Genomic DNA, 24,126 nt, shown 5'->3' on the forward strand with positions numbered 1-24,126 from the left:
GCGTCGAAAAAATTGGTTGGCAGCCGTTCCACTGAATTTAGTGGGGTTTATCCTGCAACCGACACACGCTGTGCATTACAGAGCGGTTAAGCTGGTCTATGTGTTGCTCTCAGATCGTGATATTCGTGCCGCTATCGATGCCGAAGGCTCCGACCATCTCGGCATTGATCCTTTCGACCCGAAGATGATTCAGCCTTCGTCTATCGACGTGCGCCTGGATAAGTTCTTCCGAGTCTTCAACAACTCCCAATACACGCACATCGATCCGAAGCTGCCACAGGAAGAGCTGACATCCCCACACGAGGTTCCCGAAGGGCAGCCCTTCATTCTTCACCCGGGCGAGTTCGTCCTGGCATCGACCTTGGAGTACTTCACCATTCCGCCGAATTTGGCAGGCCGTCTGGAGGGTAAGTCCTCGCTGGGGCGTCTGGGCTTGGCAACGCACTCGACAGCCGGCTTTATTGACCCAGGATTTTCTGGCCACATCACGCTGGAGCTGTCCAACGTCGCAAACTTGCCCATTGCACTGTGGCCGAACATGAAGGTCGGCCAGCTGGCGTTGTTCAAGATGTCCTCGCCGGCGGAGGTGCCTTACGGTTCCGGCAAGCTCGGTTCGAAGTACCAGGGGCAGCGCGGTCCGACGCCGTCGCGTGCGTACCTCAACTTCCGTGATGAGGAATAAGACTTCGGGACCTCGGGACATAAATGAATTGCGAATAGCCCCGAGTGAATTCTCGGTGAAGAAACGGAAACAATTGTTCGATAAAGAGTTTTCGCAGGTGGAAAGCCTAAAGATGAGCCTTTAGTTCACACCATTTAAGGGTTAAATCGGCTTGAAGGCCTTTTATCTTTCGATAAATAATAGCCCTCATGCGTATTACGGTTATTGGTACGGGTTACCTTGGTGCCACTCACGCCGCAGCAATGGCGGAGTTGGGGCACGAGGTTCTCGGCGTAGATGTTGATCCCGCCAAGATTGAGGCATTGTCCGCAGGTCAAGTTCCTTTCTTCGAGCCTGGTTTGCCCGAACTGCTGAAGAAGCACGTTGAGTCGGGGCGTCTACGTTTCACCACTGACTACGACGAGGCCGTTGAATTCGCGAACGTCCACTTTGTAGGCGTGGGAACTCCGCAGATTAAGGGCTCTTACGCTGCTGACGTTCGCTATGTGGACGCCGCTGTAACCGAATTGGCTAAGCGCGTCGTCGGCAAGCACTTGGTGTTTGGTAAGTCCACCGTGCCCGTCGGTACCGCGCCGCGCCTGCAGGAACTGGCTGCGGAGATAATCAGCGAGCGCGCCGCATCTGGTGATGAGCAGTTGAAGAACACCAGCCTCGAGATCGCCTGGAACCCGGAGTTCCTGCGTGAGGGCTTCGCGGTAAAGGACACCCTGGAGCCGGACCGTGTGGTACTGGGTGTGCAGAAGCCGGGCATGATCCTCAATGGTGCAGGTCAGGAAGTTGAATCCATCGGAGAGGACGGCCTGCGCGAGTGCTTCGGCCCCATCATCGAGCGCGAGACACCGTTCATCGTCGCGGACACGGCCACCGCAGAGCTGGTGAAGGTGTCGGCGAACGCATTCCTCGCCACCAAGATTTCCTTCATCAACGCGGTCTCCGAAATCTGTGAGGTCACAGGTGCGGATATCACTACGCTTGCCGACGCCATCGGTATGGACGCCCGAATTGGCCGGCGCTTCCTCAATGCGGGACTGGGCTTCGGTGGTGGTTGCCTGCCGAAGGATATCCGCGCATTCATGGCCCGCGCCGGTGAGCTGGGCGTTGACCAGGCGTTGACCTTCCTGCGCGAGGTCGATGCAATTAACATGCGTCGCCGTGAAAAGACCGTTGACCTGGTGCGTGGCAGCTTCGGCGGCTCGCTGCTCGGTCACACTGTGACTGTGTTGGGTGCGGCCTTTAAGCCAAACTCCGACGATGTGCGTGACTCTCCGGCGCTGTCGATTGCCGGTTCGCTGTCTCTGGCGGGCGCTTCGGTGAGTGTTTATGACCCGCAGGCCATGGAGAATGCCAAGAAGAATTTCCCAACCTTGGAGTACGCGCCGAGCATCGAAGCGGCCCTGGAAGGCTCGGAGATGGTCGTCGTCGCCACCGAGTGGCAGCAGTTCCGCGAGATCGACCCGGTAGCTGCGAAGAAGCTGGTCAAGCGCGCAGCGGTTCTCGATGGCCGCAACTGCCTGCCAGCCGACAAGTGGCGTGCCGCAGGCTGGGATGTCACCTGCCTCGGTCGCGGCTAAATGCTTGCCTCTCTTGAGCGCTTCGGGAACTTCATGCCCTCCGGCGCCACGGTATAGGCGGCGATGAGGGTGGTAATCGGCACCGCGAGTACCAAGGCCACCGCACCGATGATGGAACGCAGCAGCTCAGTGGCCACCACGTCGGAGGTCAACGACTGCATTAGCGGCCGGTCGGAGACGCTTAACAAAATCGACAGCGGCAGTGCGGTGCCGAGGTACGCCAGTACCAGCGTGTAGACCATCGACGCGATGTGGTCGCGGCCGACGCGCATTGCCGAGCGGAAGACCTCCATAGGCCGCGACCGCGGAGCTGCTTCGTAGAGCTCCTGGACGGTCGAGGCCTGGGCGATGGTGACGTCGTTAAGCACACCCAACGCGCCAATGATGAAGCCCGCCAGAAGCAAGCCCGTGACGGAGACGTCAGGCAGGTAGAGCTGAATGAGCAGGTTGTCCTCATTGCCGAGACCACGCAGCTGCGACGTCGAGATCGCGAGGTTGGCCAAGCCCGCCGCCAGCACCATCGTGGTGAGCGTCCCCGCCAGCGCGGAAGCTGACTTCCAATTGATGCCATGCACGAGGAAGAGCACCGGGAAGAGAATCGCCGCGCCCGTCGTGATAGCCAAGGCCACCGGGTCGCCGCCGCGTAGCAATGCCGGAACGAGGAATCCCATCACTGCGGCCAGTGTGATGCCGAGACCGAGGAGGCTCAAGACACCGCGGGTCATGCCGACTAGGACGATGAGCAGCACCGCCGCGCCGAGCCACAACCAGATCGTCGTGGTGCGGTCCATGTCTAGGAAAGTGTAAGTGTTGCCGATGTCAGCGGTGTCGGCAACCTGATGAGGTGCGAGGTCGACGATGTTGGTGTCGGCAACGGGAGCAGCAGGGGCAGCGGGGGTGTCTGCACCGGGCTCAGGCGCTGGTTCCTGCTCGGGTGCTGGAGCCGGTGGTGCTTCGGGAGCATGTTCCGGAGCCGGTGCGGGAGTCTCTGGGGCTGGTGCAGGCGCATCCTCTGCGCCCTCAGGGGCAGGCGCGGGAACAATGCCGGGAGGTGGCGCCATCAACCCAGGATCCGGCACAACACCATTGTCAAAAGCTCCGGTACCAGCCGCGTTCGGACGGTGAATTGCCAGGACGACCTTGTCGCCCTCCTTCAGCTCAATCTCGCCGGGCAAGCCGGATGCCTCCAGCAGCGTCTTCTTGCCCTCGTCCGGGCCCGAGGTCAGTTCAATGACCGAGAGCTGGCACTTCGGCGCAGCTGAGTCGTTGAGGGAAGCCGTCAGCCCTGGTCGCGGCTGGTCGTCGAAGACACGACCGTTGTCAGGCGAATTGCACGCACCGACGCTGTGCTTTACGACGGATCCTTTGACCGTCTCTGCAGCTGACGTCTGTGACTGTAGGAATCCCGGCCCCGGACTCGGAGCCTCGCCCGATGGCCAGAGCCCAATCACTGCGAGGAAAGTCGCAATGCCAGCAACTGTAAGAACTGTGGCCAGCAAGCGACGTGCTCTTGTGGGGTTGTGTCGTGGTTTCGTCAGTTTTGATTCGGCTTGTGCAGGTGCGGTTTGCGGTGCCGGTGCTGGTTTTGAATGTGCGGCAGGTTCCGCATGTCGTGCTGGGGCAGCCGAGGTTTCAGAGTTGGGTTGATTCGCGGCATTGACAGCCCGGAACCGGCCGGTAGGGGAGCCGCTGTTCGAGTTCTTCAGTACGTCGAGATGCGCACCTATGTCGGAACCCGCCGAAACGCGAAAAGGTTGCTGGTTACCAGAGTTCATTGAATCTTTTGAATGCCTGCCCACTCTTAATAACCTAATCGCTGTGCCAGCACCGGAAGGCGTACCGCCATTCCGGCGCGCCGAGCCGGGGCTATCAGCGCTATGGCCCACCTATCGATGCAATACTCACTCATCGATGCGCTCCAGTGTGGCCATAAGTGAATAGCGCATCGATATGTGAGAAGGGCAGAACCAGCAGCGTGCGCAACCTTAAGTCCTGCTACTGCTTGTAGCTGGCCAGGAAGTTACCCAGGCGCTCGATGGCTTCCTTCAGGTCGCGTGCCCAGGGCAGCGTAACAATGCGGAAGTGATCCGGGGTCGGGTAGTTGAAGCCAGAGCCGCCGACCATCAGAATCTTCTCTTCACGCAGGATGTCGAGCATCAGCTTTTCGTCGTCGTGGATTTCGTAGACGTTTGGATCCAGCTTCGGGAATGCGTACATCGCGCCCATCGGCTTCACGCAGCTCACACCCGGAATTGAGGTCAGCCCCTCGTAGGCGACATTGCGCTGCTCCAGTAGGCGACCGCCCGGCAGGACGAGGTCGTTGATGGACTGGTAGCCGCCAAGCGCGACCTGAATGCCGTGCTGAGCAGGAACATTCGGGCACAGACGAGTACTGGCCAGCAGGTTGATGCCCTCGATGAAACCCTCTGCGTGGCGCTTCGGGCCAGTCAGCACCATCCAGCCCGCGCGGTAACCGGCCACGCGGTAGGTCTTGGACAGACCGTTGAAGGTGATGCAGAGCAGATCCGGAGCCAGCGAAGCAGTGGAAATATGCTGTGCATCATCGTAGAGGATACGGTCGTAGATTTCGTCGGAAAGCAGCAGCAACGAGTGCTCGCGAGCGATTTCGACGATGGCCTCGAGTGTCTGACGCGAGTAGACGGCGCCAGTCGGGTTATTTGGGTTGATGATGACAATCGCCTTCGTGCGATCGGTCACCTTCGAACGAATGTCTTCGACGTCCGGCGCCCAGTTATTCTCCTCATCGCACGTGTAGTGGACGGCCTTGCCGCCGGCGAGGGTGGTGGCCGCAGTCCACAACGGGTAATCCGGAGCGGGAATGAGGACTTCGTCACCTTCGTTGAGCAGCGCCTGCGTAGTGATGGAAATCAGCTCGGAGACGCCGTTGCCCAGCCAGACGTCGTCGACGTCGAAACGTGGGAACTCAGGATCCATTTCATAGCGCGTGACGACGGCACGGCGTGCGGAGTAAATGCCCTTGGACTCGGAGTAGCCCTGTGCATGAGGAAGGGCGCGGACCATGTCCTGCACGATGGTGTCGGGTGCATCAAAACCGAACTTTGCCGGGTTTCCGGTGTTGAGCATCATAATGCGGTGGCCGTCGGCCTCCATCTGCTCTGCGAGAGTAGTCACCGGACCGCGGATGTCGTAGAGGACATTCTGCAGCTTGGAGGATTGGTCCAGTGTCTTCAGCGGAGTGCGGCGAGGCGCCCTGATGTTTCCACGACGGGCGGCAACGCGGGCGGCACGGGACTGCTCGGCCTGAGCGGCCTGCGCAGCCTGTGCGTCCTGTGTTGGCTCGTTGGTGGTTTCGGTGCCCTGGGAAGTATCTTTACTGGAACTCACCTGTCTAAGCATGCCACCTTTTTGCGCTCACACCATGCTTTTTCTTTCATTGGGGGCAGATTAACTGCCCATTTAGTGCGAAAAAGCGCCCTGCATGTCCATGCAAGGCGCTTAGTATCAGGTTTTCTTAACCGTTAGCTGCGCTAGTTACTGCTTAACTGCGGAGCCGTCGATCTGCAGGGAAATCTCATTGCCAAGGAGCAGGCCGCCAGTCTTAATAGGAGCGTTGTAGTCGATACCGAAATCGGTGCGGTCAATCTTGGTAGCTGCCTCGAAACCAACGCGAGTCTGACCCCATGGGTCTTCAGCGGAGCCGAAAATGTCGACATCCAGGGTGACCGGCTTGGTAATGCCGTTAATGGTCAGGTCGCCGGTAACGGTGGCCTTTTCTTCGCTCTGGAGCTCGATAGCGGTGGAGGCAAACTCGAAGGTCGGGTTTTCGTCGGTGCCGAAGAAGTCCTTCGAGCGTAGGTGGTTGTCGCGCTCTTCATTGTTGGTGTTGATGGAGTCTGCCTGAATGGTTGCCTTGGCCGTGGAATTCTCCGGCTTGTCGGCATCAAAATTAATAACGGACTCAAACTCAGTGAACTGACCGTGGACCTTAGTAATCATTGCGTGGCGAACGGTAAATCCAACAGTGGAGTGCTGTGCATCAAGAACGTAGTTACCAGACTGAAGAGTCATAGCGAATCTCCTAAAAGTTAAAAGTATCTCGAATGTTTCGAAGTATTTTTGTCCGCCGGAACCAACTTCCGGTGGTGACGTGTCAACTATAAGCCCGAGGGAGATGACGTGTCAACAAAAAGGTCTTAACATGGAGCCATGCAATTCGGAATTTTTACAATTGGCGACGTCACAAAAGACCCCACGACCGGACAAATCCCTACTGAACATGAGCGAATTAAGGCAACTGTCGCACTAGCGAAGAAGGCCGAAGAGGTTGGCCTCGATGTCTTTGCGACCGGCCAGCACCACAATCCACCGTTTGTGGCGCCGGCGAACCCGCCGATTCTGTTAGCGAACCTTGCAGCACAGACCGAAAATCTGATTCTGTCGACCTCGACAACGCTGATTACCACCACCGACCCCGTGCGCATCGCCGAGGATTACGCCTACCTCCAGCACCTTTCCGAAGGACGCATGGATCTTATGATGGGCCGTGGCAACACTGGGCCGGTTTATCCGTGGTTTGGCAAGGATATCCGTAAAGGGATTCCGCTGGCTATTGAGAATTACCACCTGCTGCGCACCCTCTGGCGTGAAGAGAATGTGGATTGGCAAGGTCAATTCCGCACTCCGCTGCAGTCCTTTACGTCCACCCCGCGTCCGCTCGACGGTGTAGCGCCTTTCGTGTGGCACGGCTCCATTCGGTCCACCGAGATTGCCGAGCAGGCCGCCTTCTATGGTGACGGCTTCTTCCACAATCACATTTTCTGGAATATCGAGCACACCACAGCCATGGTCAATCTCTACCGCCAGCGCTTTGAGCACTACGGCCACGGCGCTGCTGACCAGGCGATCGTCGGGCTTGGCGGGCAGGTCTTCGCCGCTGAGACGGAGAAGAAGGCCAAGGAAGTTTTCCGCCCGTACTTCGACAATGCGCCGGTCTATGGACATGGGCCATCATTGGAAGAATTCGAGCACATTACACCGCTGACCGTCGGCACGCCTGAGCAAATCATCGAACGTTACCTGGGCTATGCAGATGCCGTTGGTGACTACCAGCGCCAGCTATTCCTCATCGATCACGCCGGCCTGCCGCTGGAGATGGCGTTGGAGCAGGTTGAAATCCTGGGAACCGAAATCGTTCCGGTCTTGCGTGAAGAGTTCGAGCGCCGCCGTCCGGCGCACGTGCCTTCCGACCCGCCGACGCATGCCTCGCTGGCTGCCGAGGGTGCAGATTCCCCGCACCTTCTCGTCCGCCCGGCTGAAAGGAATCAGCGGTGAAAAACCTCGTCGTTGTAAGTGCCGGCGTTTCTGCCCCATCAACCACGCGCATTCTCGCTGATCGCATCGCGGAAGCCGTCGACGTGCAGGTTTCCAAGCGTGGCGAAGGTCTCGAAATCGAGTAGGTTGAGCTGCGCGAACTCGCTGTCAGCCTTGGCGCTGGGATGTCCACAGGGCTTTACGACGAAAAATTGCGCACTGCCCTCGATACTGTCAGCGGTGCTGATGGATTGATTGCCGCGACTCCAGTGTTCGCAGCGTCCTACTCGGGACTGTTCAAGATGTTCTTCGATGCCCTGGATAAGGATGCGTTGACCTCCATGCCGGTCATCATTGCTGCGACTGCTGGCACGGCGCGTCATTCTTTGGTGCTGGAGTATGCGATGCGTCCGCTGTTTAGCTACTTTCGTGCGACCGTTATGCCGACTGCTGTATTTGCAGCGACCGAGGACTTTGGCGCTGGCGATGGTGCCGGCGATGGCACCGGCGGAGTATCCGGCGCGGAGATGAGTAATCGCGTCGTGCGTGCAGCTCGTGAGCTTGCCGAGTACCTTGTCGGTGTTCGCTCGGCCGTAGTCGGTTTTGGTCCAGATTTTGGGAACGAAGCTGAAGAAAAGGGTGCAGCACATTCAGCAGACGGGGTCAGTGAGGGCAATCAAGGTGTTGGTGCGCCGAACCATCGGCGCAGTACGAACACGCAGGTGGATGCTAACGTCACGGATTTTGCCACACTGCTAGAGGGGCTCGACGGCACCGCGAAGTAGCCGCGCTCTCGCGTGAAGGGGAGGGCAGGGGAGAGACCGGCGCTCTATTAGCGGCACCACGGAAGGTTGTAGTAGTCGCAAGAGAAGGTATCGGAAAGAGCGTATTCCTTAACCTGTAGGTCGTCGCTGCCGGTTGTAGCTGTCGGTGCTGCGGCAGCGGCCGGGGTGCCGGTCAGCGCGCCTAGGGAAAGTGCTGCGGATGCAATGGTGGTAGCAAGAACAGAAGTGCGTCGAAACATTAGGTAGTACTCCGAAAGATATCTGCCTCGGCAAAGTGTCAGGGCTTTGTGGACTGCCGGACTTCGCCAGTGATTAATAAAGAAATCATAACTATTTAATCAAGAGTGTGAAGCGTGAGGGACCCTTCGTCTGCCCGCGGCTGGGGGTGGCCACTCGGCTACTCTCTGGTGTCTTTATGTAGGTAGGTTAGTGGCCGAAATGTTGATTGCCTAATACCAAGTGGCTGACCAAGGCATTTTTGAATTGGTTCAAAAGGCGTAGTTCTAATGCGATTAAATTAATCGCTGAAATTTTATTGTGGCGCTCATAATCGCTGGTCACACGCTGTAATATACCGTATTTTCGCAAGGCAGAAATCTGTGAGATTCCATTTTTACTATGTGGATAATCGCTGTGGCCGTCGTAAAGAGAGTCGAAAATTTTCCATTACAAAAGGCTGAATTTCGACTTACCTTAGCAGGTGTTAGTTCAAGTATTTCCTTACGAGTTGTTCGTCACGCCCTGAAAGGATTTCGCCGTGAAGAAGACCCTGCTCTCCGGCTCCATTGCAGCCCTGGTTACCATGTCCTCGCTGGCTGTCGCCCCGATGGCCGAAGCTGCCCCAGCCCCCACCCCGGGCACCGTCGGTGGCACCTGCTCCGTTGAAGGCCAGTCCGGCCAGTCCCTGAAGATCACCGGCTCGAAGTTCGAGGTCGAAGGTACCGCCACCGTCGCTAACTACGGCGATACCGACCTGCCGCTGACCCAGACCCTCAAGGAGGGCAAGACCAAGTCCTGGAACGTCGGCGGTTCGGTCGACTTCGACCTGCTCAAGCTCTTCCATGTCACCTTCAGCGCCGGCTACCAGTCCACTCAGACCTGGGAAGTTGGCCAGACCCTCGGCCCGTACCCGGTCAAGCCTGGCTACACCGGTGTTCTGGAGTATGGCTTCCTGAACCAGTCCTTCGAAGGTACTCACCTGACCTGCAAGGGCGGAAAGTGGATTGACGCAGGTCGTCCGTACTGGGGCACCATCCCGAAGGAGCGCCACATTCGCGTTTCCATGCGCGCCAACGAAGCTGATCGCTCCGTGGACGGTGCTGCTCCGCAGGTCAAGGAGTACGCCGTCTAAGACGGGCTGAGCCTCTTTAAGACCTCGAAGTAGAAGGAAGTTTCTCCATGTTGAGCCTGAAAAAGAAGGCCCTGGCCTGCGCGGTGATGGGTGCAAGTCTTCTTGCACCAGGCATCGTCGGACAGGTCGCTGCGACCCCGCTGACCCAGACCCCCGACCAAGATGAGCACCACACCGGTTTCATCAACACCGATAAGTGTGACCCGGTCAACGATGCCAAGCGTCACCCTTGGGAGCAGTGGATTACCGACGAATGGGACCGCTACAACGGCACTAACTCATTCACCAACCGCACCGACCGTCCGATCCAGTACACCCTCGAGGTGACTGAGGGAGTCAACGAGTCCGTGAAGGCAATGAGCTCCGGAAATATGTGGGACGTGTTCCTCCACGGGGTGAAGAACAAGTACGGCATCGTCGAGGTCAGTCAGTGGTCTGTTGGCGACAAGCTGGGCCCGGTGACCGTCAACCCCGGTGAGACCGTTCGCGCAGATTACGGCGTGCATATGAAGTCCTTCATCGGCCGCGTCCGCACCTGCGATCAGAAGACCGGCCTGTGGCGCGGCGAGCCCTACTTCGGTGAGTACAACGGCAAGGGTCCGTCGACTCGCTTCGTGGTCTGGCACAAGACCACCAAGGAGGGCGAGCACCGTCAGCAGTGGGCGCCTGTCAGCGGTAACTCAGGTGACGGCGGCCCGGCATCCGCCACGATCAACGACTAGGAGCAGTTATGAAAAAGAGTGTTGTCGCCATGTGCTTGACGACGGTCTTTGCGCTCGGACTTGGCGCTCCGACAGCAGTGGCCGCCCCGAATCCAGGAGCTGGCGAGCCGTTTGCTCCGGAGGAGTGGGTGCCTGTGCCCAAGCCAGCGGCAGTTGACCGCGGTCCGGCGCCGGGAACCACTTGTGAAGCGCCGGGTTCGGTGGCCGAGTTCGTGGAAATCACCGGCTCACGCTACGACGTTGAGGGCGTTGTTTCTACGAAAAATGACATCGGCGATGAGCCGATTCCGCTGACTCAGACCATCAAGGAGTCTAAGACCAAGAAGTGGTGGACCAACATCTCCGTCAGTGTGAAGGTCAGCAAGGAGCTTAACCGCAAATACTCCTGGGAATACTCCCGAGAGATGGTTTGGAGCCTCGGGCAGAAGATCGGACCATACGAAGTACGCAAGGGTGAAACTGGTCGTCTGAGCTGGGGATTCCTGGTTGACGAGTTCGCCGGACAGACAGTCCGCTGCAACGCCAACTCGAAGACGTGGCAGCCCACTGGTCGCAGCTACTTCGGCGTGGCTCCCCGTGAGCGACATGTCGAGGTGACCATTCAGTAGTTACACAGTTCTCTCTCCACACACAGCACGGGTGAAAGGGGCCTATTCACGAAAGTGAATAGGCCCCTTTTTGCTACCCGCTGTTTTGCTACCCGCTGTTTTGCTACTGCGCGGCGGCGGATGCCGGCGGCTGGAAGCCTGCGTCTATTGCTTTCAGGGCCAAGTCCAGCCGCGAGGTAGCCCCAAACTTATTGAACATGCTGGAGAGATGCTTCTTGATGGTGCCCGGCGACTTGCCCAGTTCCTTGGCGATGTCGTGGTTCGACTTTCCGCGACAGATCAGGCCGAGAACCTCTCTTTCGGCGTGAGTGATCTTGTACGAGGAGATATTGCGGGACGGCAGGGTTTTAATCAGTCGAGTCGCAGAAATTGGCGAGATGACGGTACCGCCCTGGAAGACATCTTCGACGGTGCCGATGACTGACTCCGGGCGGGCGGTCTTGAGGATGTAGCCATTTCCGCCGAGGCTCAAGATTTTCAGCATTGTTTCATCGGTATCAAATGAGGTGATAGCGATGAATTTTGGCGGATTCTCCACCTTCTTAATGCGCTCAAGCAGCTCAACGCCGTCCATGTTGGGCATATGAATATCGGTCAAAACTACGTCAATGCCACCGCGGGCAATGATGTTGAGGGCCTCGTGTCCATCGCAGGCTTCATCGACCACGGTAATGTGCGGTGCCTTCTTGAAGTAGGTTCGCAGCGTCGAGAGTACGAGTGGGTCGTCATCGACAATGAGAACCTTAATGTCAGACATCCGCGAACCTTTCAGTGATTTCATAAAAACCGAACAATATCTGTCTTCGTGCGATAGTACTACGCTAACCAGGACTTTTCGAGAGTCATATTCGCCACAATGAGCTACAGTATCAATCCTACGCTAGCGTAACCTACTGGTTGGTAAGTGGCATGTGGAGTTTGGTATTCCACACATTTCCTTCTCGTTCTGTCGTGATTGAACCGTCCCACGGCCGCACTCGATGATGCAGTGAGGAAAGCCCCAAGCCACTCGAGAGCATCGCCCGTGGTAGAAAATGCGGTAGCGCTTTAGATATCTGATTGCTGATGTCGAGCGTGAAGCCATCCTCCACATTGCCCAGCGCCAGAATGTGTACGTTCGTTTGTGGTTCGCCGTACTTTTGAATGTTTGTGCAGAACTCTGAAAGCGCCGGTGAGATAACTTCTGAAATCTGCGCCAACGAGGGTTCGGTTTCAATCCTCGTGGCCAGCGAAACGTTAAACCCAGCCTCCTGCAGTTCATCCTTGGCCTGTTGGAGCACCCTGTTCATGCTGGGAACTCGCTCATCCTGGCCGATCGCAGATGTCAAAGAACTCTCTTCGTCGGCGGACTTTAACAGTGAAAGCAGCTGACGCAGCTGCAGTAGCCCTTCACGGGAGGTCGCTGCAATGTCCTCCAGGGATTCTTCAAGTTTTTCATCTGTTCCTTCCCGCTCGATGGCGAGCGCCTGCGCGAGCATGGTTACGCGAGTAAAAGACTTGGCGGTGGAGTCGTGCAGTACGGTCGCCAACTCGAGGCGTTGCTCTTCCAGAGCGCGGTTAGATTCAATCCTTGCCTGCTGGCGTTGCTCTTTGTAGCGACTGCGCATCATGCCGATGGCGTAGGCAATTACAAAAAGCAGCGTTGTTACGAAGGTCGCGACATGATCGCGTGCGAAAGTATTTGTGTTTACGTCGTAATTTGAAATCACCAACAGCAGTAGCACAGTAATTTTCGCCGGCGTCTTGTTGTTGTTAGCACGCAATACTTCCACGATGAGAAGCGCACAGAAAATCTGCATTGGCGCTTGCTCCGTAGGAAGGAAAGCCAGTGCCAAGAAATTCGCTGGGACGACCACCATGGCAAAGAGAGGCAAATACGTCGCTACTGCAACGAGAATGACCTGCAGGCCGCCGATAATGGACGACAACAATAGGTCAGAGTTGCTCTCGCGGAAAACCAGTGCATCGAGCGCGGTGAGGACCAGCGCAATGACCATCTCCAATGACCCCGGAGTCCTCAGAAAGTCTCTTATCTGTGACAGCGATTTTTTAATCACGACGCCAAGACCCCTTTCCACACCACAACGCGGTCACCTCTGTCGAGAATCAGTAACCAATATATTGTCAGCACGATTGAGAGTGCCATTTGCATGATTAATGCCGCGGCGCAGGGGTCGTCGTAAAGCACAAAAAATCCGCCCGAAGAGAATAATCTCTCGGGCGGATCCTTGCTTACTTAGCGAGTGTTACTTACGTCGCGCCGATCCTGGCAGCGGAACTCCGTGCTGGTTGCGCGGAAGGTTCTTTGCGCTTGCCGACGGTGCCTGCGTCTCCTCGGTAGGAGCATCAGCAGCCTGCTCGGTGGAGGTGGCTTCTTCCGTCGCCTGCTCTTCGGTAACCTTTGGCTGTTCCGGAGCCTGCTCCGCCTCTGGCTGGGCAGATGCTTCCTGAGCCTCGGTTTCCTTGACTGCCGGGGCAGGGGCGCTAGCGACTGGCTTGGCCTTGCGTGCGCCACCCGGAATCGGAGCACCCTTACGTGCGCCACCCGGAACCGGAGCACCGGATGCGGTCTTCGGCTGCTCAGCTGCTGGCTGCTTGGACTCGGTGGCCGCTACCTCGGCAGCGGTGTCCTCGGCAGGAGTAGCTTCCTCGGCCTTCGGCTTGGCGGCTGGAGCTGCCTTCTTAGCGCCACCTGGGACAGGGGCGCCCTTGCGTGCGCCACCCGGAATCGGTGCGCCCTTGGTTGCCTTCGGGGTCTCAGCCGGAGCTTCGGTTTCCGCAGCTGCTGGCTCTGCCTGCGTGGCCGGCTTAGCAGCCTTGGCGCCGCCCGGAACCGGAGCACCCTTCTTCGCGCCACCTGGGGTCGGGGCGCCCTTCTTCGCGCCACCTGGGGTCGGGGCACCGGACTTGGCGCCACCTGGGGTCGGGGCACCCTTCTTGGCGCTGCCCGGAGTTGGAGCACCGGCCTTAGCGCCGCCAGGCTTTGGAGCTCCACCTGGAGATGGAGCGCCCTTCTTGGCACCACCCGGAGTCGGAGCGCCGCCCTTGGTGGCAGCGCCTGCAGCAGCACCAGCAGCTGCGGCACCAGCGCCGGCAGCAGCCTTCTCTGCCTTCTTCTTCTCGGCAGCCTCAGCCTTCTTGCGCTTAGCGTCCTCTTCCTCGAGGCGCAGGCGCTCTTCCTCTTCAGCCTTCTTCGGATCGACCCAGCCACGCTCTGGCTGCTCAATCCACTCCGGTTCGCGTGCCTGCGGCAGCTCGCCGTCGACCTTCACGGAGTCACGGAGCATCTGGGCGATGTCCAGGACCTCCGGCTTCTTCTCGTCGTCCTCGATGACGTTGTTGACGCCATCGTTCATCATCGTCTTACAGAACGGGCAGCCGATGGCAATTGCCTCAGCACCGGTTCCGACAGCCTCTTCGGTGCGGTTCACGTTGATGCGCTGACCGATGGTCTCTTCCATCCACATACGCGCGCCACCAGCACCACAGCAGAAGCCGGTGTTCTTATTACGAGGCATTTCGACGAGGTTAGCGCCGGACGCGCCAATCAGCTCACGCGGAGCCTCGAATACCTTGTTGTGGCGGCCCAGGAAGCATGGGTCGTGGTAGGTGACCTGGCGGCCCTGGCCGGAAGCAACCGGCTGCAGACGGTTAGCGCGAACCAGCTTATTTAGCAGCTGGGTGTGGTGGACAACTTCGTACTGCCCGCCCAGCTCTGGGTACTCGTTCTTGAAGGTGTTGAAGCAGTGCGCACAGGTGACGACAATCTTGCGCTGCTTCGGTGGGACACCGTCGAAGACCTCATCGAGCTGTTCGATGTTCTGCTCAGCCAGCATCTGGAAGAGGAACTCGTTACCAGCGCGGCGAGCGGAATCACCAGTACAACCCTCAGCCTGGGAGAGCACAGCGTACTTCACACCGGCGGTGTAAAGCATCTCCGCAACAGCCTTGGTGGTCTTCTTCGCATTGTCGTCGTAAGCACCGGCACAACCGACCCAGAACAGGTACTCGGTGTCGTCGAAGCTCTCGACATCCTCGCCCCAAATCGGGACGACGACGCCTTCCTTGCGGACCTCGTTGATCCAGTCGGCACGAGTGGAAGCGTTCTGGCCCCACGGGTTGCCCTTGGTCTCGAGGTTCTTGAACAGGCCAGCCAGCTCGGTCGGGAAGTCCGACTCAACCAGAACCTGGTAGCGGCGCATATCAACGATGTGGTCGATGTGCTCAATGTCAACCGGGCACTGCTCGACACAGGCACCACAGTTGGTACAGGACCACAGGACATCCTGGTCGATGATGCCCTCGTCGCCGTCGCCAACCAGCGGCTTGGTCAGCAGTGCGGCGCCAGCGCCTTCGCCCTCGCGAGCGGTTTCGATGGTCTCGCCAGCCAGCAGGTACGGGGCGGAAGCGTAAGCGTGGTCACGCAGCTGGTTAACCAGCAGCTTCGGGGACAGTGGCTTGGAAGTGTTCCATGCCGGGCACTGCTCCTGGCAGCGACCACACTCAGTACAAGAGGTGAAGTCCAGCAGAGCCTTCCAGGAGTGGTCGGTGACCACACCGGTACCCATGGAGTCAACTTCTGGGTCAGCTTCTTCCAGGTTCAAAATCTCGCCGTTAGAGGTCATCGGCTTAGCGCCAGCGAGGGCGTTGTAGCCATCAGCGTTGCGCTTGAGCAGGATGTTGGCGAATGCCAGGAAGCGGTGCCATGCGACACCCCAAGTCAGGTTGCGGCCAACAACGAAGAGCCAGACCATACCGGACAGCAGCTTAATCAGCGCGAAGATGGACACCATGACTTCGGAGGCCGGCAGAATCTGTGCGATACCACCGGTGACGAAGTTCGCCCAGTTCCAGACCTCGGCGCCAGTGTGACCGTGGTCGCCGTAGGTAGCCAGCTTGGCAGCCTTGACGAACATCATGCCCAGGCCCTCGATGAGGACGACAGCCTCTACGAAGTAGGCAGCCTTGGCGTTGGAGCCGTAGAAGCGGCTCAGGCGCTCCTTGCCCAGGTTGGTCTGGCGGACGAGGATCAGTGTCAGGATGCCCAGGGTCGTACCGACACCCAGGATTTCATCGACGAAATGCCACAGCGTCAGATCCTTCAGGATTGGCCAGCCGCCGGCAGGCCAGAAGGTCTGGATGTATGCCTCGAACCAGACCAGTGATCCGAGGAGGAATCCGACCATGACGAACCAGTGGGCCACGGCTACGCCCGGCTTCTTGCTCATCTTGGTGTGGCCAACGATCTCGCGGATCGTGGTCCAGATTCGTGATCCCCAGTCACCGGTGTGACCGTAGGTCTTCTGGCCCACCATGATGGTCTTCACCATATGGGTGAAGCCCTTGATGAAGACGAACCAGCAGGGCAGGGACAAGAGGACGCCAATGACGCCGACCGCGATGGTGAAACCGGTAGATTCCGGAATCATTGCCGTCTCAGTCGCCGCCTCGGCGAGGTTGAGCACGCTCATGATGTTCCTTCTGGGCTGGCTCAGCCAGGGTGATGGCTGAGTGAAAATAGTTCTCTTGTGAGTTGTATCACGAGCCATGGACGTGTACATAACTAACGCCGTAATTAGTGCTGAAATCATGGCTATGCGGTGTAACCTGCGCGTTTTCGGCGATTTTCGCAACGAATGGGTTTCTTAATTCCGTCCGCTGATCATGCTCTAAATATGTTCCATTAGAAAAATAAGGGTGTACAGCGTGGCGTGCGTCACTGTATGCTGACTTTTGCGCCCCATAGTTTTACAAACGAAACGAAATATTCTAATGCAAACCGTTTTCAAAAAGCGTGGGGTTGCACGTCAGTTGTTTTCCGACCAGTCAAGGAGTTGATTGATTATGACCTCCGTGCAGCCAGACCGTGTCCGTTCTGGGCAGTCCTCCCAGTTCACTGCCGCAGTTGTTGATGAATTCGGGTCAAACCTCAATGTTCGCGACGTCGATCTGCCAAAGCCGGGGCTGAATCAGGCGCTCGTGAAATTGATTGCCTCCGGCGTCTGCCACACTGACTTGCATGCGACAGAGGGGGACTGGCCGGTGAAGCCGGAGCCGCCCTTCATTCCGGGGCATGAGGGAATCGGTGAGGTGATCGAGCTCGGTCCTGGAAAGCATTCGGTCAGCGTGGGTGACATTGTCGGCAATGCATGGCTGTGGTCCGCGTGTGGTGACTGTGAGTACTGCCGGACCGGTCGTGAGACTCAGTGCAACGACGCCGAGTATGGCGGCTATACCCAGGACGGTTCCTTTGGCGAGTACATGCTGGTCGACACGCGGTATGCCGCTCGCATACCGGAGGGCGTGGACTACCTGGAGGCTGCGCCGATTCTCTGCGCCGGCGTGACTGTATATAAGGGCCTCAAGGTTTCCGAGACGAAGCCGGGTCAGTTTATGGTGGTCTCCGGCGTCGGTGGATTGGGGCATTTGGCGATCCAGTACGCCAAGGCGATGGGTATGCGTGTAATCGCCGTGGATATCGCGGAAGACAAACTCGACCACGCAAAGGAGTGGGGTGCCGAGTTCGTGGTAAACGCCAAGGATGAGGATCCGGTCCAGGCGGTTCAGGCCTATACTGATGGTGGAGCTCACGGCATTCTGGTCACTGCTGTCCATAGGGATGCGTTCGGCCAGGCTCTTGGTATGGCGCGCCGCGATGGAACCATTGTCTTCAATGGCCTTCCGCCGGGGGAGTTCCCGGCGAGTGTGTTCGACATTGTCTTCCGCAATCTCACTATTCGTGGTTCACTTGTCGGCACGCGCCAGGATATGGCCGAGGCTCTCGACTTCTACGCCCGCGGGCTGGTCAAGCCGACCGTTAAGGAGTGCTCGCTGCATGAGATTAATGACGTCTTCGAGCTGATGCGCCAGGGCAAGATCGATGGTCGCATGGCCATTCGCTACTAGCCCCAGGAGTTAGTTGGCGCTTCTATTCCTCGACCGCCTGCCTCATCTGATCTGCAGATAGACACGCTCCGAAAAGGTCGCCGTCGGGCCTAAATCGCTTGCCGACGCTCACGTCAACGGGCACGGGTTCAAATCCGAAGGCTTCGACTGTTGCTCGTGCGGCCTCGAGGGCCGCCGGGTCAGTCGACATGACCGCGATTGCTCGGCGCGGTGCGCCCTCGGCGATCTCTTCCGGGGTTCGGTAGTCGCTAATCAGTTCTTCATAGGAGACGTGGTTTAGCGTCTTGGCGATGTGGGCCCCTGGGGATCGCTTGGCGAGGTCCGCCGTTGTTACGGACTCTGCGGAGTTGGTTCCGGTGGCCTCCCAGGGGTTGGTGGCGTCGATAATTGTTCCGCGCACTTTGGAGAGGTCGAAGTTTGCCACCTCTGTATTCGGGACCGCGAAGATGACGACATCGGCAAGCGAAGCTAGCTCTTCATAGTCGACGACGGTGGTGGTGGGCAGCACGGTGGAGATGATTGCCTCGCGCATGGGGCCTGGGCGGGAGGTGGCGAGAATTTTGAAGCCGGCCGCGGCGGCGACCTGGCCGAGCGCGGAGCCCAGCTTGCCGACGCCTACGATGCCGATGGTCTGAATGTCCGGTGGGGTGGTTTCGGCCTGGCTTCGGGGCGGTATTGCCTCCCCGGGGCACGTAGCGGCGACCTGTGTGTGCCTTTTTCTCCCCCCCCATTTGTTTACCCCCCCCCAAAATGAAAATTCGAGGGCTCTTCGGGGTGTCGGCGGTGGCGACGTGCGTTGGTGGCCGAGTGTACGTTTTAGCACGTAATCGTACAGTTGCCCCTTTGGTCGCCTGGCGGCCGAGATGTTGGGGGCGTCGACAAGCGGGGGAAATTGCGGTCGATAGATGGTTTTGGCGAAGAAATGAACGGCTAGCATGAAAATGAGAGCTGGGTCATATTTGGCTAGTTCTTGGTGTCGCGATGAGGCGTGGCGCCGCCGGATACGGCCCTGGAAATCACCTGTCGCACCACAGTTAAGGAATCCCAGGATGACAACGGTAACCGAGCAATTCCGCGCCGCCCGAGACCTGCTAGTTAAGCACCGGGAGGACTACGAAAGTGCCCGAGCAAACTTCGAGTGGCCCCGCTTTAGCCACTTCAACTTCGCGCTTGACTGGTTCGACCATCTCGGCGCCGACCCCGCGACTGCGGACAAGGAAGCGTTGGTTATCACCGAAATCGACGGCGGTGCTACTCGGCGCACCTTCGCGGAACTGTCACGGCGCTCCGACCAGCTGGCGAACTGGCTGCTCGGGCTCGGCGCCCGCCGTGGCGACTGCGTCATGTTGATGCTGAACAACCAGGTCGAACTCTGGGAATCAATGCTCGCCTGCATCAAGGCGGGGCTGGTGCTCAACCCTGCGACCGCAATGCTCGGCACAGCGGACCTGCAAAATCGCGTGGAGCGCGCCGAGGTGCGCTGGGTGGTGGTCAACCCGGACGATGCCACGAAGTTCGACGGCGTCGACGCAGACATCACCGTCATTCAGGTCGGCTCGGAAGCGAAGCTGGCGCAAGGCGCGCACCCGACCGTCTTCTACCGTGAATCGCACACCGCACCGGAGGGCTTCACCTCGCAGCAGGAGACCGCGGCCGACGATACGCTGCTGCTGTACTTCACCTCCGGCACGACATCCAAGGCGAAGCTTGTCGAACACGCGCACACCTCCTACCCAGTGGGGCACCTGTCCACCATGTACTGGATTGGCCTGGAGCCCGGCGATGTGCACCTCAACGTAGCCGCGCCCGGCTGGGCGAAGCACGCCTGGTCGAACTTCTTCGCGCCGTGGATTGCGGGGGCGACAATCTTCCTGTACAACTACACGCGTTTCGACGCCGCCGCGCTCATGGACAAGATGGCCGAGGAGGGCGTCACCAGCTTCTGCGCCCCGCCGACCGTGTGGCGAATGCTGGTACAGGCGGACCTGACCCGGCTCAAGACCCCGCCGAAGAAGCTCGTTGCTGCAGGTGAGCCGCTGAATCCTGAGCTCATCAACATTGTGGAGCAGGCGTGGAAGACCTCCATTCGCGATGGTTTCGGGCAGACGGAATCCAGCGTTCAGATTGCCAACACGCCGGGCCAGAAGGTCAAGCCGGGGTCGATGGGTCGCCCGCTGCCAGGCATGGATGTGGTTCTGATTGACCCCGCGACCGGCGAAATCGGAGACACCGGCGAGATCTGCCTGAACCTCGCCCCCGGCCCGTGGGCCTCACGCCGGGTTACTACGGAGCGCCGGAGAAGAATGACGAAGTCTTCGCCGATGGCTACTACCACTCGGGCGATATCGCCGAGCGCGACGCCGACGGGTACATCTCCTACATTGGGCGTGCCGACGACGTCTTCAAGGCGTCGGACTATCGATTATCGCCGTTTGAGCTCGAATCCGTGGTGATCGAGCATCCCTTGGTGGCGGAGGTGGCGGTAGTGCCGTCGCCGGACCCGATTCGTCTGGCAGTGCCTAAGGCATATGTTGCGTTGGTGGCGTCCGCCGAGCCGTCCGCTGAGGTGGCGGAGTCGATCCTCAAGTACTGCCACGACAATCTGGCGCCGTACAAGAGGATTTGCCGCCTTGAGTTCTACGAACTGCCGAAGACGGTGTCCGGCAAAATTCGCCGTGTTGACCTGCGTAAACGCGAAGGTGAGATCCACGCCAGTGATGGCGGCGAGTCCAAGGCCTCGACCGAGTACGCGGACACTGACTTCCCCGGTCTGAAGGGGTAGGGCGGTAGGCGGGAGGTCGGCGGTCAGCGTCGGCCCCTCCCTGGGCGGTCTTGGCCCCGGTGCGGCCTTGCCTCCCCCCCTGAAATGTTTTTGCCAGCTTTTTGTAGGAAGTAACCGCGAATTCGGCGCTACTTCCTACAAAAAGCTGGCAAAAACGTGCGTGTGGTGCGCTGGTGGGCGTTCGCGCCGACATTTACCGCGCACACGCCCCGCACCCCGCACCTCCTGCACGCACACGCCCCGCACCCCGCACCTCCTGCACGCACACGCCTGCGCCCCCGCGCCCCGCGCACTCTTAGGAATTAGTGAAGTTTGCCTCACGCTTTTCGGTGAAAGCGGCCATGCCTTCCTTCTGGTCATTGGAGGAGAATAGGGAGTGGAAGGTGCGACGCTCAAAGAGCAGTCCCTGCGACAGCGTCATTTCGTAGGCCTGGTTAATCTGTTCCTTAATCTGGGTAGTGGCAACCAGTGACTTCGACGCAATGGTGTCGGCGACCTTCAGGGCCTCGTCGAGAAGCGCCTCCGGCTCGACGACGCGGGCGACCAGGCCTGCGCACTCGGCTTCTTCGGCGCCCATCATGCGGCCGGTGAGGCACATCTCCATTGCCTTAGCCTTGCCGATTGCGCGGGTGAGACGCTGCGAGCCGCCCATACCCGGAGAGATGCCGAGGTTAACCTCAGGCTGACCGAACTTGGCTTTAGCGCCAGCGATGATGAAGTCCGCCATCATGGCGACCTCGCAGCCACCGCCCAGGGCGTAGCCGTTAACGGCGGCGATAACTGGAGTGCGGACGGAAGTCAGAACATCCCAACGTGCGAACCAATCGGAGATGTACATCTCGGTTCCGGACTTGTCCGCCATCTCCTTAATGTCCGCACCTGCGGCAAACGCCTTCTCGGAGCCGGTGATGATAATCGCGCCAATGCCTGCATCGCTGTCGAAAGCGGTGGCTGCTGCACCGATCTCTTCCATGGTCTTGTGATTGAGGGCGTTCAGCGCCTTCGGGCGGTTCAGGGTAATAATGCCGACGCGACCGCGGGTTTCGGTAAGGATGTTTTCGTAGGTGGTCATCAAATGCTCCTTCGTGATGGCTTAATTTTTGGTGAAAGCCGGATGCGTAGCCCAGCACTTCATAATCTGAAGAATTTGGCTGCGGATTGGAAAGTCTTTCCTGTGTGCGAGGGTACCTGGGGTGGCGGGTGTCGTCAGGCTGTTTGGGCTGATGGATGCCGTGTGGGGCGAGTTGGTGTCTTTTGGTGCTCGATGTGTCGGTAGTTATGTTGGCCAACTAGACAGCTTTGTCTATATACTTTGCCTTATGTCAAACGAGAACATCGCAAATACGCACGAACTATGGAACATTGCTCGCAAGCTTCGGGAAAACCACACCTATGTTGATTTGACGCACGCGTTTCACGCCGGTCAGCCGAAATTCCCGGCGCTTCCCGACGAACAGCGAACACGGCTTTTCACCGTTGCTGAGCATGGATTTGAAATCGACCAATACCAATTTGTTGGCCAGTGGGGTACGCATGTGGATCCGCCTGTGCATTTCGTCCAAGAGACGAGAACTCTTGACAATATTGGCGTCGAGCAGATGATTCTGCCTTTGGTCGTCCTAGATTTCACTACTGAAGTCGCTCGGGATAATGATTTCTCTCCTTCGATTGCTGATGTGGAAGCGTGGGAGGAGCGCAATGGCTCTATCCCGGACGGTGCGTTCGTCGCATTTCGCAGTGATTGGTCAAAGCGATGGCCTGACGCTGAGGCAATGGCCAATGCGGATGAAGAGGGCGTGACCCATTATCCAGGATGGAACGTTGAGGTTGTCGAATGGTTGATAGACAACCGTGGCATTGTGGCGATTGGGCATGAGACCACTGATACGGACCCTGGCATCGTGGCTCACGGTGGAAGCTTGCCGACGGAGCTCTATCTATTAGGGCGTGACCGCTGGCAGATTGAGCTGCTGGCAGGACTCGACCAGGTGCCAGAAACAGGGGCTCTCGTCGTTGCATCCTGGCCGAAGCCAAAGGATGGGACAGGCTTCCCGGCTAGAGTTTTTGCAGTTTTGCCAGCATAATCTCCCACTGCCTTGAGGTATCACTTTTTTTTGGGGGGGGGGCTGTTCCAGCCTTATCGGCATCCAGTTTTCTACGTTCATCTGAAGTGCTAGTTCGGCTTTTATATTTATGTGTGCGGGGGCGCTTTCGAGCGGTTATCGAAACGCCATAAAGCATCGCCTAACTCAATCCGAGCCTAGACGCGTGATTCAGCCGTCATTGCAGAGGGCTTTGCTTTGTCCGTTCACTACGTTGACCGAAATGACGAGCCGACAGTACGGATTATCCTCCGGCGTGCATGGTCAAGATCGGCCGGCTCTATGTGCTCGCATGGGGTAAGCTCTGTGAAGGCATGGACGGCAGCGCCGCGGTGAAGGCGGATTCCCGAGTGGCAATCCGCCTGTGGTCTTAACCTCGCTTGCGCAGTGAAATCACCAATGCGGCAATGCCGGTGAGCGCGCCCACAAGGCCGAGTCCCAGGCCCCAGCCGCCAAGCGTGTTGCTCGAATCTTCGCTGGTGGCAGCTGCGGAATGCTCTACGTCGTCCGAGTGGTTATCGCCGTGGTCTGTTTCGCTGGTGCCATGGTTGTGGCTGTGGTCGTGACCGTGGCTATGTTCATCGTCTGCAGACTTCTCAATCAGCTCCACGGTTGGAACTGGGTAATCGCTATCGTGATCCTTTTCGGCCCAGTTCATCGACCCCTTTTCACAGGTCTGCAGCGTTGGCACCTCAACCGTCGACGGCTTCGCGTCATCAGCCACCTTCACGCTGAGTGTCAGTGAATCCTTCAGGTCGGACGGCAGTGGCGTCTTTGCGGTGTAGATGACCTTCTGCACCTTTTCATTTTCATCGGAACCAGTCGACTCCTTCGTGACATCCCAGTTCGCGTTCATGTTCGGCGTGACCTTTTCGAACTCCTCCGGGATGGTGAACTCGACCTTCGTCGTCGGCGAACCGTCGCAGCCATGACCGACCCCGAAAGCTAGATCCGTGTAGCCGCCAATCGGGGCAGACGACGGGGTTGCATGCACGTGTGCGGATGCAATGGCGGGGAAGGTGAGGGTTAGTGCGGCGCTTGCCGACGCTACTGCGAGCCCACGGGAAAAGGGGAAATGGTGTCGCTGTGCATTCTGAGGCACGAAAAACTCCTGAATAAGTGGGATGAATTCTTGGCTCAATCGCCCCGTAGGTGGGGAGAAGTTGGACATGTATTAGTGGAGCCGCCAGAGCTGATTCGGTGTCAGGCCATGGGGTTAACAACGACATGGCCTGTTGATGAGCCGGTGGCCGCAAAACACGTCAGGGGATTAGTCGGTTCGCTTTGCAGGAAAGTTCCCAGGGCTAGTGCTAAGGAATTCCCCC

At 58.5% G+C, this 24,126-nt stretch carries 18 protein-coding genes and 2 pseudogenes; 10 read left to right on the top strand and 10 right to left on the bottom strand.

Annotated features, from left to right (window positions below):
* Nucleotides 1-100: 100 nt before the first annotated feature.
* Together dcd and HMPREF2860_RS00630 are read left to right on the top strand one after the other, a co-directional pair.
* Entirely contained in the window at nt 101-682 is a 582-nt protein-coding gene (dcd, locus tag HMPREF2860_RS00625; protein ID WP_042388964.1) for a dCTP deaminase, read from the top strand.
* A 188-nt stretch (nt 683-870) separates the two neighbouring features.
* Complete coding sequence (locus HMPREF2860_RS00630; RefSeq protein WP_048760243.1) at nt 871-2,253, top strand: UDP-glucose dehydrogenase family protein; 1,383 nt, start codon at nt 871-873, stop codon at nt 2,251-2,253.
* Here HMPREF2860_RS00630 and HMPREF2860_RS00635 read toward each other — a convergent pair.
* From HMPREF2860_RS00635 to HMPREF2860_RS00645, 3 genes are all read right to left on the bottom strand, one after another.
* The gene (locus HMPREF2860_RS00635) at nt 2,250-3,752 is read right to left on the bottom strand and encodes a YibE/F family protein (RefSeq protein WP_048760247.1); all 1,503 of its coding nucleotides are present in this window, start codon (nt 3,750-3,752) and stop codon (nt 2,250-2,252) included. The two genes, HMPREF2860_RS00630 and HMPREF2860_RS00635, sit on opposite strands and share 4 nt — an antisense overlap.
* Nucleotides 3,753-4,248: 496 nt before the next feature.
* Nucleotides 4,249-5,619, bottom strand: coding sequence for a pyridoxal phosphate-dependent aminotransferase (locus HMPREF2860_RS00640; protein WP_284847042.1), 1,371 nt, complete (start codon nt 5,617-5,619; stop codon nt 4,249-4,251).
* Nucleotides 5,620-5,766: 147 nt separating this feature from the next.
* Nucleotides 5,767-6,303, bottom strand: coding sequence for a YceI family protein (locus HMPREF2860_RS00645; protein WP_048760250.1), 537 nt, complete (start codon nt 6,301-6,303; stop codon nt 5,767-5,769).
* A 138-nt stretch (nt 6,304-6,441) separates the two neighbouring features.
* On the opposite strand from HMPREF2860_RS00645, the gene HMPREF2860_RS00650 reads away from it, so the two are divergent.
* Nucleotides 6,442-7,566: a CE1758 family FMN-dependent luciferase-like monooxygenase gene (locus tag HMPREF2860_RS00650; protein WP_048760253.1), complete on the top strand. Its 1,125-nt coding sequence runs from the start codon at nt 6,442-6,444 to the stop codon at nt 7,564-7,566.
* Nucleotides 7,563-8,330 (top strand): annotated as a pseudogene (locus tag HMPREF2860_RS00655) (CE1759 family FMN reductase). Before HMPREF2860_RS00650 ends, HMPREF2860_RS00655 begins: the two are co-directional and overlap by 4 nt.
* A gap of 47 nt (nt 8,331-8,377) precedes the next feature.
* Here HMPREF2860_RS00655 and HMPREF2860_RS00660 read toward each other — a convergent pair.
* Nucleotides 8,378-8,569 (bottom strand): hypothetical protein, encoded by a 192-nt coding sequence (locus HMPREF2860_RS00660; RefSeq protein ID WP_038626815.1) that lies wholly within the window; start codon nt 8,567-8,569, stop codon nt 8,378-8,380.
* Between the two features lie 518 nt (nt 8,570-9,087).
* On the opposite strand from HMPREF2860_RS00660, the gene HMPREF2860_RS00665 reads away from it, so the two are divergent.
* Genes HMPREF2860_RS00665 through HMPREF2860_RS00675 form a run of 3 tightly spaced genes read left to right on the top strand, consistent with a single transcriptional unit; the run spans nt 9,088 to nt 11,011 of the window.
* Nucleotides 9,088-9,681 carry a hypothetical protein gene (locus HMPREF2860_RS00665; RefSeq protein ID WP_016421574.1) on the top strand — a complete coding sequence of 198 codons (594 nt, stop codon included), beginning with the start codon at nt 9,088-9,090 and terminating at the stop codon, nt 9,679-9,681.
* Between the two features lie 47 nt (nt 9,682-9,728).
* Nucleotides 9,729-10,403: a hypothetical protein gene (locus tag HMPREF2860_RS00670; RefSeq protein ID WP_048760262.1), complete on the top strand. Its 675-nt coding sequence runs from the start codon at nt 9,729-9,731 to the stop codon at nt 10,401-10,403.
* Between the two features lie 8 nt (nt 10,404-10,411).
* Complete coding sequence (locus HMPREF2860_RS00675) at nt 10,412-11,011, top strand: hypothetical protein (RefSeq protein ID WP_048760263.1); 600 nt, start codon at nt 10,412-10,414, stop codon at nt 11,009-11,011.
* A gap of 103 nt (nt 11,012-11,114) precedes the next feature.
* On the opposite strand, the gene HMPREF2860_RS00680 is transcribed toward HMPREF2860_RS00675, so the two are convergent.
* The 3 genes from HMPREF2860_RS00680 to HMPREF2860_RS00690 form a co-directional block, all read right to left on the bottom strand.
* Entirely contained in the window at nt 11,115-11,768 is a 654-nt protein-coding gene (locus HMPREF2860_RS00680; RefSeq protein WP_048760266.1) for a response regulator transcription factor, read from the bottom strand.
* A 133-nt stretch (nt 11,769-11,901) separates the two neighbouring features.
* Complete coding sequence (locus tag HMPREF2860_RS00685; protein ID WP_070628454.1) at nt 11,902-13,068, bottom strand: histidine kinase; 1,167 nt, start codon at nt 13,066-13,068, stop codon at nt 11,902-11,904.
* Nucleotides 13,069-13,257: 189 nt separating this feature from the next.
* Entirely contained in the window at nt 13,258-16,482 is a 3,225-nt protein-coding gene (locus tag HMPREF2860_RS00690; protein ID WP_070628455.1) for a (Fe-S)-binding protein, read from the bottom strand.
* 373 nt (nt 16,483-16,855) lie between these two features.
* Between HMPREF2860_RS00690 and adhP the strand changes: the two genes are divergently transcribed.
* The gene (adhP, locus tag HMPREF2860_RS00695; protein ID WP_038626805.1) at nt 16,856-17,917 is read left to right on the top strand and encodes an alcohol dehydrogenase AdhP; all 1,062 of its coding nucleotides are present in this window, start codon (nt 16,856-16,858) and stop codon (nt 17,915-17,917) included.
* A 22-nt stretch (nt 17,918-17,939) separates the two neighbouring features.
* Here the strand turns inward: adhP and HMPREF2860_RS00700 are convergent, their stop codons facing one another.
* Nucleotides 17,940-18,854 (bottom strand): NADPH-dependent F420 reductase, encoded by a 915-nt coding sequence (locus HMPREF2860_RS00700; RefSeq protein ID WP_070628456.1) that lies wholly within the window; start codon nt 18,852-18,854, stop codon nt 17,940-17,942.
* 112 nt (nt 18,855-18,966) lie between these two features.
* Here HMPREF2860_RS00700 and HMPREF2860_RS00705 point away from each other — a divergent pair.
* Nucleotides 18,967-20,699: pseudogene (locus HMPREF2860_RS00705) on the top strand (AMP-binding protein).
* A 295-nt stretch (nt 20,700-20,994) separates the two neighbouring features.
* Here HMPREF2860_RS00705 and HMPREF2860_RS00710 read toward each other — a convergent pair.
* Nucleotides 20,995-21,771 carry an enoyl-CoA hydratase gene (locus HMPREF2860_RS00710; RefSeq protein ID WP_038626800.1) on the bottom strand — a complete coding sequence of 259 codons (777 nt, stop codon included), beginning with the start codon at nt 21,769-21,771 and terminating at the stop codon, nt 20,995-20,997.
* A gap of 247 nt (nt 21,772-22,018) precedes the next feature.
* Between HMPREF2860_RS00710 and HMPREF2860_RS00715 the strand changes: the two genes are divergently transcribed.
* Nucleotides 22,019-22,783, top strand: coding sequence for a cyclase family protein (locus tag HMPREF2860_RS00715; RefSeq protein ID WP_049181762.1), 765 nt, complete (start codon nt 22,019-22,021; stop codon nt 22,781-22,783).
* 388 nt (nt 22,784-23,171) lie between these two features.
* Here HMPREF2860_RS00715 and HMPREF2860_RS00720 read toward each other — a convergent pair whose 3' ends face one another.
* Nucleotides 23,172-23,903, bottom strand: coding sequence for a YcnI family protein (locus HMPREF2860_RS00720; protein ID WP_038626799.1), 732 nt, complete (start codon nt 23,901-23,903; stop codon nt 23,172-23,174).
* Between the last annotated feature and the right edge of the window lie 223 nt (nt 23,904-24,126).

The organism is Corynebacterium sp. HMSC064E10, from assembly GCF_001812505.1.
Classification (GTDB): Bacteria; Actinomycetota; Actinomycetes; order Mycobacteriales; family Mycobacteriaceae; genus Corynebacterium; species Corynebacterium amycolatum.

What these genes read in the sequence shown, in the direction of transcription:
- HMPREF2860_RS00645 (WP_048760250.1), bottom strand. Translation starts at nt 6,303, where the DNA reads ATGACTCTTCAGTCTGGTAACTACGTTCTTGATGCACAGCACTCCACT.
- HMPREF2860_RS00715 (WP_049181762.1), top strand. Translation starts at nt 22,019, where the DNA reads ATGTCAAACGAGAACATCGCAAATACGCACGAACTATGGAACATTGCT.
- HMPREF2860_RS00660 (WP_038626815.1), bottom strand. Translation starts at nt 8,569, where the DNA reads ATGTTTCGACGCACTTCTGTTCTTGCTACCACCATTGCATCCGCAGCA.
- HMPREF2860_RS00630 (WP_048760243.1), top strand. Translation starts at nt 871, where the DNA reads ATGCGTATTACGGTTATTGGTACGGGTTACCTTGGTGCCACTCACGCC.
- HMPREF2860_RS00680 (WP_048760266.1), bottom strand. Translation starts at nt 11,768, where the DNA reads ATGTCTGACATTAAGGTTCTCATTGTCGATGACGACCCACTCGTACTC.
- HMPREF2860_RS00670 (WP_048760262.1), top strand. Translation starts at nt 9,729, where the DNA reads ATGTTGAGCCTGAAAAAGAAGGCCCTGGCCTGCGCGGTGATGGGTGCA.
- HMPREF2860_RS00675 (WP_048760263.1), top strand. Translation starts at nt 10,412, where the DNA reads ATGAAAAAGAGTGTTGTCGCCATGTGCTTGACGACGGTCTTTGCGCTC.
- HMPREF2860_RS00700 (WP_070628456.1), bottom strand. Translation starts at nt 18,854, where the DNA reads ATGCTAGCCGTTCATTTCTTCGCCAAAACCATCTATCGACCGCAATTT.
- HMPREF2860_RS00710 (WP_038626800.1), bottom strand. Translation starts at nt 21,771, where the DNA reads ATGACCACCTACGAAAACATCCTTACCGAAACCCGCGGTCGCGTCGGC.
- HMPREF2860_RS00690 (WP_070628455.1), bottom strand. Translation starts at nt 16,482, where the DNA reads ATGAGCGTGCTCAACCTCGCCGAGGCGGCGACTGAGACGGCAATGATT.
- adhP (WP_038626805.1), top strand. Translation starts at nt 16,856, where the DNA reads ATGACCTCCGTGCAGCCAGACCGTGTCCGTTCTGGGCAGTCCTCCCAG.
- HMPREF2860_RS00650 (WP_048760253.1), top strand. Translation starts at nt 6,442, where the DNA reads ATGCAATTCGGAATTTTTACAATTGGCGACGTCACAAAAGACCCCACG.